The organism is Rufibacter ruber, assembly GCF_014138425.1.
Lineage (GTDB): Bacteria > Bacteroidota > Bacteroidia > Cytophagales > Hymenobacteraceae > Nibribacter > Nibribacter ruber_C.
This window is the reverse complement of the sequence record NZ_JACJIQ010000035.1, coordinates 1-7,460: the sequence shown is the minus strand read 5'-3', so window position 1 is coordinate 7,460 and position 7,460 is coordinate 1. Positions and strand designations below refer to the sequence as shown.

Sequence of the window (7,460 nt, the reverse complement as noted above, 5' to 3'; positions counted from 1 at the left end):
GCTCTTTTTGGCGGCAGGAATTGAAATCAACTTGAGAAAAGTGAAGAGGGATTGAAACAGGGCACTGTTTAACGCTGAGTTGTGCAACAGCTACTGTTGTTGTGTATAGTCATTTTACTTTAACCATATTGCTTTTATACTGAAAATCATTGTCACCGACGAATTTTGCTTCTTGTAAGTATGAATCTTTTTCAGTCTTCGTAATTCTTACTATCAAATCGGGAGTCGGTCTGTCTTTTGGTCTTGATGCCCAAAAGGATTCATTACCCTCCTTGAATATAAGTCTATATGTACAATCGTCTATCCATTCAATTTTTAGTGTGACTTTTACATTTCCATATTCTTCTATTTGGAGAGAGTCACTTCTAGTAATTTTAGATTTTATTACTCCATTTTCTACATTCTGGAATTTGCCAATTCTAAAATTTTTACAGTCGGATTGTGAATAAGCACTACAAGAAGTAATTAGTAGGCAAGCAAGGAGTAAATATTTATACATTATTTGTTTGATTTGATTATACACAACGGTTAGTATAAAAAACGTGCGAGGCCGTCGGCCGAAGCATGATTTTTATACAATGTTATGGCTTGGCCTTTTTAGATGATGGAGTAGCTCAATGTTATAGTCTGTAACTTTGATTCCAATTTCCTCTCAATCTGATATTCCCTATCCCGCAAATCTTCGCTTGTGAAATACACCACGTCGATTCCTACTTCTTCGTATCTGCCGAATGTTACTTTCTTTGAGTCGATGTCTTTCTTCAGCGCCTTGTAGTCAAATTCATTGTCAAGCACTTTTGCAATCCATAATGCTTTCTTATATACATTACCCCAATTTGAGTAGTCGGTCTTGTCGTTCCTTAGCCTGAACTCAGCTTCAACGACGAAGTGGCTGCACCCGCCCCTGTAAATCTGTAAAGTGTCGCCAGTCTCAAGTAGGAAAGTAGCTGTCCGTTTCCCGTAATCCCACTTATAACCTTTCAGTTCCTCAACATCTTTAAGGAATTCATCTGTCTGCGTTTCTTGGTCGAATACACATTCCTCAGGTGCTTCTTCTTCGGCGGGTGTTTCATTTGCAGCCAGATTTGATAAGTTATCCTTATTTGTTCCAAGTTTTTGTACCGTATCCACTGTTGGTATTTTCAAAGTTTCTTGAGCCAGTGGTATCGATTCACCTTCCTGTCTTGGGCTGCTGCAAGAGACAGTTAGAACTGCAATAAAAAGTTTGAATATATTTCTCATTTTTTTATTTAGGCTTGGCCATAACGTACTTGTGTAAACGGCGGCGAGGCCGTCGGCCGCTGCTGACGTTTACACGTTGTTGTGGTGTCGTTATTTTATTTTATTTATTGCCCATTGCAATTCATCTTGTTCAGCGCCATAAGCATCTAATTGACCGTAGTCAATGTAAGATGAAACATTGAACCCTTCTTCTATATCGTTGTACCAGATTACCTTTTTTCCTGCAATCGCTACGACCCAGAATCCGCCTCCCTCTCTGCCAAATTCTTCTTCCGTCCATTTTTCGGGTTCTATTGAGATTAATTCCCAAATCTGTTTCTGGATGTCCGACATTTTAGAGCTTCCTTCCCTTATTAGGGAGCTTAACTTATCTAATTCAATCGGCGTCCAATTTTCCATCGGTGATTTTAAAATTCTTGATAGGGTAAGAGCGTGTTAAGACTTATTCTTTATTTATAATGCACCACAACGTCTTGGCTAAACGACGGCGACAGCCGTCGGCTGGAGATGACGTTTAGCTGTTGTTGTATGGCGTTGTTCTTTAGCGGTTGCCACGCGCATTCCTCTTTTCTGTTTCTGGTCTGATTTCAGGAAAAGAGCCCGAAAACGCAAATCGAAGCTTTCTTCTTTTTCTTTGTCCGCCCGTTTTTGCCCTGATTTCGGAAAATGAGGCCGAAAACGCAATCCGTCGGTCTGCACGCATTGCTGATAAATTCCTTTTTGCTCAAACGCAACGTCAATTCCTCTTCTGCAACTTCTGCTCCGTTTGCTGGTCAGAGTCGGGCAGCGTTCATTAACTTCTGCTATGGTAATTCAATCCTTCTGCTGATTTCTTCTTTGGCTTTTGCTACTCTTGCCGATATTTTTTTTACGCTGGCCTCACCTAGAAGCTATATTCAAAATTTGCCACAACGGCCTCGTATAAACGACGGCCAAGGCCGTCGGCCGAAGGCTGACGTTTATACATTGTTAGCGGTAGTTTTTATTTCTGTGGTGACCACTTATGGCCACATTTTAAGCAAGAGATGATTATTTTTTTGGAGCCGATGAAACCGCCGAGCAGTCCAATCCCGCCTGTTAAGAGCGCGCCCGCTAAAGCCTTTCCAGCTCCAAAGCCTTTTCTGTTTGCCATTATATTAGTTGACTTACATTTTGGGCATTTTATTTCGTCCGATTGTTTTTCTTGAACTTTTACTTTAGGAGTAGAAGTCAGCGGTTGGGGAATGTCAGCACGCCAAGATGAACTGCAACTGGCACATTGTTGAGCTTTGTCCGTTCTTAGTTTGTTGTTGCAAATCGGACATATTCCTGGTGTTGTCTCACAATTGACACAAATGTTCTTGCCAGTATATTCATCTTTCTGGTACACATTCCGCTTTTCCTGGTTGCAGGTGTCGCAGATTTCCTTTTCTGGAGTTATAGTTAAAATCTCAGCTTCTGGTTGAATTTCAGTTTTACTTTCTTCCGTGCGATTAGTCGGAGTACCGCATTTTGAGCAAAATAAGTCCGATTCCCCGATTGCGTTGCCGCATTTAGTACAAAACATATGACTTTTTATTATTTAAATTACCGCTAACGGTCTCGTATAAACAGCGTGCGAGGCCGTCGGCCGATGTATGGTGTTTATACAATGTTACCTGCTGTTTTATTTCTTTATTCTAACAGGGGTCATAATTATTGTTTTGACTGTATCAGGAAGTTTTTGTTTAGAAATTTCATCAGCCAATTTCGTTAAATTAACATTTGACTCATCCAATTTCTTCCTAATACTTTGAAATTGGCTTTCGTCAATGGCTGTTGTTCCTTGATTCTGGGCAAAATACCATGATATTCCAATACTTATAGCTCCAATGAAAAGTGCTACTATAATCGAAATATTAGCTTTAAATAAAGAATTCTGAGCAATTTCCACATTTTGCTCATGTCGGACTTGTTCTAATGACCTATAACCCGCATTAACAAAATCAATTAAAGGCTGGTCAAGGACAATATCTCTAAATGAGTAGTCAACGAGTAAAGAAGATATATGCGGGTCTTGAATTTTATACGATATAGATTGATTTCCTGAAATCAATTGTCCGTACCTATTTGTAGTTGAGGTTTGCGCAACTTGGTATAGATACAGATAATCTTGGCCTTGAAGATATTGCAACAACCTGACATACTTCATAAGTATCAAAGATATCTCTTGTACTTTATAAAGGAGGTTAGTATTTGTAATAAACTTTGTATAATCGAATTTTACTTCCGCTGTTTTGTTTTTATAATCTAAGCATATGTCAATGTCTTGGAGATGCCTATCAACAATCGAAGCAAGATTGGTAAATTGGCCATTCTTATAATAATTGATAATAACAGTTAAAAAATCTTTCTCGTCTTGGTCTAATGTTCTCATTTATGATTTTAAATTGCAGGTAACGTCTCGTATAAACAACGGGCGAGGCCGTCGGCCGAAGCATGATGTTTATGCATTGTTGGGTGTAGAATTTTTTTAATTAGAGTAATACTTCATGTCCTGTTCAATTCTCTGCTTTTTATTCATTCTTCTCTCTTGAATCAGGATAGTCGCTCCATTCCTTGTCAAAGTATCTTTTTCTAGTGGCAAGTCAGTAATTTGTCCACCTTTGGAATATCCTTCATATTGGTCGTAAATCACTTCTAATGTGTCATTGCTTCTCCATTTTTGTATTATTAGTTCAGGAGGCAAACTAAATCTTGTTAATTCATCTTCAAAGTCGGCTTTTCTGAGTAGGGTTTGATATTGTCTCAGTCCACGGGCTCCTACATCTAAAGTGTAATAAACTACTGCTTTTGAACTATCGGGTGAATAGAGCAAGCTATCCAATTGTACCGCATTATTATTAAAGTAATGAGGATTCCAGTCATACCTACATGATTTCCAGATGCCCATGCTAAGTGCTACTAAAATCAAAACTGGAAGGACTTTTAGTAAAGCTTTATTCATCATTTAATTTTACACCCAACGGCCTCGTGTAAAAAGTGTGCTAGGCCGTCGGCCGACGCATAAATTTTACACAATGTTGGGCGTAGTTATTTTACCAAAACTTCCACCAAGGTTTTGTCTCGTTTTCTTTTAATTTTTTCAACTCTCCATTACCATCAGGAATCCAAATATCACTTGAACCACTCGCGTCAAAAAAACCAACATTGTGTTTTGCAGCTAATTCTACTGTCTTTTGATAAGCTGTTTCTGCTTGAGACCAGTTAAATGCCGCATAAATTACATTCTTTCCGATACTATAGTCCGTTTCATTCGGGCTTCCATTATCATCACTTGCGTTAGGTCCGTTTATATCAGGGAAGCTTTTTTGCATTTCTATATACCAATTCCGTAAATCATCGGAAGTATTTGATGGGTCATCATAACTGTGGTCTTCTGTCCATTCAGTTTGATTTTGATACCAATCCATAAATTCTTTTTTCCTTAACGGAGCGGCATCTTTTTGAAAAACCATTAAATCATAACTCATTCAAACTGTTTTTTTAATTACGCCCAACGTCTAGTGCATGAGGCGTGCAAGGCCGTCGGCCGTAGCATGGCTTATGCACCTTGTTATGGGTTAGTTTTTGTTTCAGTTCTTTTCTCTTTACCCATTAGGATTTCCCCATTCCCTTGTACTTTACCGCTCTTTCTAATAACTATCAATTCCCCGCTGTTGGGGATGGGATTGCCAAGCGTGTCACAAGAATATTCGTATCGGATGCTATCTACGCTGAGGATAGAAAAGTCTTTCTTTATTATTCCTGTCATTGTACATTCAACCAGTCCACAATCCGAGCCGCATGCGCCATTTATCAGGTCTTCTTGTCCAATAAGTTTCCCTTCTTTGGTATAAGTCGCTAAAACGGGGTAATGCTCTGAGGCGGGTTGCAGGAAAACCAAGGCGTAGTAATTGGAAGTGTCCGAGAGCATTCCCAAACAGTAGGTTTCATCGAAGAATTCTGCATTCGCAAACAAAGTATCTATTGAGTTCTTGTCCAGTTTCTGCAAGCCATTGTAATCCGCACTAGTTTCGCTGGTTTCTCTGAAGACGTATGGAAGACCGATAGGACTGAACTTCTTTAAGAATTCCCTGAAGAGTTCTGTGTTTGTCTTAGAAGTATTTTTTGAATCTATATCGCCTGTGTTTGCCTCAACTGATAATGTGCTCTTATCATTATCGCTTCTGCCACAAGATGCAGCAACCAAAACTAAAAGGGCAAAGATTATTTTTTTCATTTTTATAAATTACCCATAACGGCTCGTATAAACGACGGCCGAGGCCGTCGGCCGAAGGCTGACGTTTATGCATTGTTGTGGCGAGTTTGTTTTACTGCAAAGCCAGCCGATTTTTTATTCTCTGTTTTTGACCTGTTTTGCGGAAAGTAGCCCCAAAACAGCCTGCCGAAGTTTGGTCAGATTTCCTCCTATCCGTTTTTGAGCCGTTTTATGGAAATCAGGCCGAAAACGCTTTGTCCATCCGTCGGTTTGCACGCGTTGCCGATAAATTCATTTTCTCAAACGCTGCGTCAATTTTTTTTGCTAGCATTTTGCGTCAGTCCTTGCTCAAACGCTACGTCAATTCCTCTTTTGCGACTTCTGCTACTCTTGAATGTAAAAGTCGGGCGGCGTTTTCTTTCTTTTGCTAAGGTAACTTCATTCTTCTGCCGAATGCTTCTGCTACCTTAGCCGTTTTTTATGTCGGTTCTGCTACTCTTGCTGAGGTTTTTTTCTGCTTGCCTCACCTAAAAGCCATTATTCAAATTTGCCACAACGTCTTGGCTAAACGACGGGCGAGGCCGTCGGCCGATGCTGACGTTTAGCTGTTGTTGTATGGCGTTGTTCTTTACAGGTTGCCACGCGTTTTTTTTTATCTCTGTCCTGTTTTGCGTAAAGTAGCCCAAAAACATCTCGAGGAGAACCTCAACTTTTTCGTCCTCTTTTTCTAATCTTCTACTTCTGCAATACTTGGTAGATAAAGTCGGGCGCTGGTTTATTCTTCTTTTTCATAGGAATTAAATATTATAGAGTATCCATATTCACCTAATTCATGGAAGTATTGTTGATAGTCATCAGGTAAATCTTCTTTGGTGTCGAATGTAAAATATTCATCATCTATTTCTATAATTTCCCATCCATTCTCTTCTACATAATGCTTTGATAGCACCATAGCTCCATCATAATCTTTAAAGTCAAGCAAGACTGAAGCATAGGCACCAATTACTTTTCCAAAGAACTCTTCGTTTTCTTTTTTGGGCTGACAATGAATAACAATATGGAACATCTCAATTCTATTTCGCTTGTTTTATTGGTAAGTGAGCAATCTACTATCTAAGCCCGAAATTTTATTTTTACAATGCCATACAACGGCCTCGTGTAAACAGCGTGCGAGGCCGTCGGCCGAAGCATGTTGTTTACACAATGTTGGGCTTAGGTTTTCTTATTCATAGTTAGGGTTTTCCCATATTAAAAGCCAGTCAATTTTATTGATTTCTAATTTTTCTTCTTTATCTATTTTTACAAGTCTTTGCCCAAATTCTCTCAACTCTGCTTTTGCATTTTCTACAGCGATTTTTAGTGCCTGTAAATCGATGATTATTTTCTTATCGGGAAGGGACGGCTGAAATGGCTCGTCAAATTCTTCAACGGAGAAATCCATTGTAACAGAGCCTTGGCTAAAATAAGTTTGCGGTGCAGGGTGTCCCTCGTAATATGACTGCTTCCCCTCAGAAATACGTTCCCAATACTCGATGTCCGCCAATTCCCCGCAGCATTGAGGGAAAAATTTATCCTGTCCGTTTATTTTTAGTACATACCCGCCAAATAATGCGCTAACTTGAGACCTGTCATATTTTCCATCCCTAAAATCCTGAGTATGGTCTTTCACCAGCTTAGTCAAGTTGCTGTCGGAAATATCGCAAAGTCGGTATAGGGAAGAGCCAGGCAAGTAAGGAATTAATCTATCTTTAAAACCAGCTTTTAAATATGATTCTTCGTGATACTTGTCCCAAAGCTCTGAATTTTCCCAATACGGATACTTTTCAGGTACATCAATGCCTTGATTATTATATCCAATCTCTATTACAGGAATCAATTCAACTTTCATATTTTAACTTAAGCCCAACGAACAAGGCTAGAAGGCGTCCTGCACGCATTGTAGAGGTTGGATGCCTTCTAGGCGTAGTTATCCGCAGTTGTTTTTCCTTTTTCAGGTACT

The 7,460-nt window shown here is 39.4% G+C and carries 11 protein-coding genes; all 11 read right to left on the bottom strand.

Annotation, left to right across the window (positions count from 1 at the left end; all coding sequences use genetic code 11):
• Positions 1 to 109: 109 nt before the first annotated feature.
• Complete coding sequence (locus FHS90_RS22050; RefSeq protein ID WP_066839848.1) at positions 110 to 499, bottom strand: hypothetical protein; 390 nt, start codon at positions 497 to 499, stop codon at positions 110 to 112.
• A 98-nt stretch (positions 500 to 597) separates the two neighbouring features.
• Positions 598 to 1,242 carry a hypothetical protein gene (locus tag FHS90_RS22045; protein ID WP_066839846.1) on the bottom strand — a complete coding sequence of 215 codons (645 nt, stop codon included), beginning with the start codon at positions 1,240 to 1,242 and terminating at the stop codon, positions 598 to 600.
• 90 nt (positions 1,243 to 1,332) lie between these two features.
• Positions 1,333 to 1,641, bottom strand: a complete 309-nt coding sequence (locus tag FHS90_RS22040) for a hypothetical protein (protein WP_206598739.1) — start codon at positions 1,639 to 1,641, stop codon at positions 1,333 to 1,335.
• A 78-nt stretch (positions 1,642 to 1,719) separates the two neighbouring features.
• Complete coding sequence (locus FHS90_RS22035; protein ID WP_182514606.1) at positions 1,720 to 1,941, bottom strand: hypothetical protein; 222 nt, start codon at positions 1,939 to 1,941, stop codon at positions 1,720 to 1,722.
• A 283-nt stretch (positions 1,942 to 2,224) separates the two neighbouring features.
• Positions 2,225 to 2,788 (bottom strand): zinc-ribbon domain-containing protein, encoded by a 564-nt coding sequence (locus FHS90_RS22030; protein ID WP_182514605.1) that lies wholly within the window; start codon positions 2,786 to 2,788, stop codon positions 2,225 to 2,227.
• A gap of 99 nt (positions 2,789 to 2,887) precedes the next feature.
• Positions 2,888 to 3,637 carry a hypothetical protein gene (locus FHS90_RS22025; RefSeq protein ID WP_182514604.1) on the bottom strand — a complete coding sequence of 250 codons (750 nt, stop codon included), beginning with the start codon at positions 3,635 to 3,637 and terminating at the stop codon, positions 2,888 to 2,890.
• Positions 3,638 to 3,733: 96 nt separating this feature from the next.
• Positions 3,734 to 4,210, bottom strand: coding sequence for a hypothetical protein (locus FHS90_RS22020; protein ID WP_182514603.1), 477 nt, complete (start codon positions 4,208 to 4,210; stop codon positions 3,734 to 3,736).
• Positions 4,211 to 4,298: 88 nt separating this feature from the next.
• On the bottom strand, positions 4,299 to 4,733 hold the full coding sequence (locus FHS90_RS22015; protein ID WP_182514602.1) for a hypothetical protein: 435 nt from the start codon (positions 4,731 to 4,733) through the stop codon (positions 4,299 to 4,301).
• Positions 4,734 to 4,816: 83 nt separating this feature from the next.
• Positions 4,817 to 5,482, bottom strand: coding sequence for a hypothetical protein (locus tag FHS90_RS22010; RefSeq protein ID WP_182514601.1), 666 nt, complete (start codon positions 5,480 to 5,482; stop codon positions 4,817 to 4,819).
• A 754-nt stretch (positions 5,483 to 6,236) separates the two neighbouring features.
• Entirely contained in the window at positions 6,237 to 6,527 is a 291-nt protein-coding gene (locus FHS90_RS22005; RefSeq protein ID WP_182514600.1) for a hypothetical protein, read from the bottom strand.
• 156 nt (positions 6,528 to 6,683) lie between these two features.
• A complete protein-coding gene (locus FHS90_RS22000; RefSeq protein ID WP_182514599.1) occupies positions 6,684 to 7,349 on the bottom strand; it encodes a hypothetical protein in 666 nt (221 codons plus the stop codon).
• Between the last annotated feature and the right edge of the window lie 111 nt (positions 7,350 to 7,460).